This window comes from Oleiphilus sp. HI0067 (genome assembly GCF_001635735.1).
In genome coordinates this window covers 1-1143 of the sequence record NZ_LWFI01000159.1, presented here as the reverse complement: position 1 = coordinate 1143, position 1143 = coordinate 1, and the positions used below count along the sequence as shown (strand labels likewise).

The window sequence follows — 1143 nt, the reverse complement described above, 5'->3', positions numbered from 1 at the left end:
TTAGCGATATTTACCTTGGGTATCGGCGTGGGCTCAATGCTCTGTGAAAAACTATCATCATCGCGCGTTGAGCTTGGCATTGTACCGTTTGGAGCGATTGGCTTAAGTGTGTTTGGTGTGGATTTATATTTTGCTAGCCAAGTGAATCTTGATCACTCAATTACATGGTTAATGTATTTTACCGGAGAACAGAGCTCGAGAGTCTTAATTGACCTTTTGGGAATTGGCATATTCGGTGGGATATTTATTGTGCCTCTTTACGCTTATGTTCAGAAACGTGCTGCAGAAGAAGTCAGAGCAAGAACAATTGCTGTTATCAATATTATCAACGCATTGTTTATGGTCGCTAGCGCGATTACGGCGATGATTTTACTCGGAATGCTTGATCTTACTATTCCTAAATTTTTCCTTGCATTATCGATTATGAATGTGATCGTTTGTGTATATATCTTTGTTCGAGTAAAGGATTTCTTTATTCGATTCGTTGTTTGGTGTGTATCTCACACCATGTATCGAGTGAAACACGTTAATTTGTCCAGTATTCCTGAAACTGGTGCAGGCGTTATTGTCTGTAATCATGTGAGTTACATGGACGCGTTATTGATTGCCGGTGCCAGCCCAAGACCCATTCGGTTTGTAATGGACTACAAGATATTTAAAAAACCTGTTCTATCGTGGTTCTTTAAGTTGGTGAATGCGATTCCAATTGCTCCCAAACATAAAGACGAAGAGACATACCACAATGCATTTGATGAGATTTCTAAGGCTTTAAATAACGATGAGCTTGTTTGTATTTTTCCAGAAGGAAAGCTAACTGATGATGGAGAGATAAAGCCTTTTAAAGCCGGGATCGAGCAAATTATAGAAAGAGATCCTGTTCCAGTAATACCATTAGCTTTGGTGGGCCTGTGGGGAAGCTTCTTTAGTCACAAAGATAGGCCTGCTCTTCAGAAAGCTCCAAAGCGGTTTTGGTCAAAGGTAAAGATACTCGCTTCTGCCCCTGTAATGCCTGAACAAATAAGCTCTAAAGCTTTAGAAGATATTGTTTTAACGCTGAAAAATTCCTAGATTCCTGTGGATAACATTGAGTTATTTCTTCGCTCATTAATATAAATATTAGTAAAAACTATATAAAACAATGGT

At 38.8% G+C, this 1143-nt stretch carries 2 protein-coding genes; one reads left to right on the top strand and one right to left on the bottom strand.

Annotated elements, in window-relative coordinates; translation table 11 throughout:
* Window positions 1-269 precede the first annotated feature (269 nt).
* Window positions 270-422 (bottom strand): hypothetical protein, encoded by a 153-nt coding sequence (locus tag A3739_RS31310; protein WP_369821079.1) that lies wholly within the window; start codon window positions 420-422, stop codon window positions 270-272.
* On the opposite strand from A3739_RS31310, the gene A3739_RS02230 reads away from it, so the two are divergent.
* The gene (locus A3739_RS02230; RefSeq protein ID WP_369821078.1) at window positions 364-1068 is read left to right on the top strand and encodes a 1-acyl-sn-glycerol-3-phosphate acyltransferase; all 705 of its coding nucleotides are present in this window, start codon (window positions 364-366) and stop codon (window positions 1066-1068) included. The two genes, A3739_RS31310 and A3739_RS02230, sit on opposite strands and share 59 nt — an antisense overlap.
* Window positions 1069-1143 lie beyond the last annotated feature (75 nt).

Coding starts and splice junctions, on each gene's coding strand:
- A3739_RS02230 (WP_369821078.1), top strand. CDS start 364: ATGATTTTACTCGGAATGCTTGATCTTACTATTCCTAAATTTTTCCTT.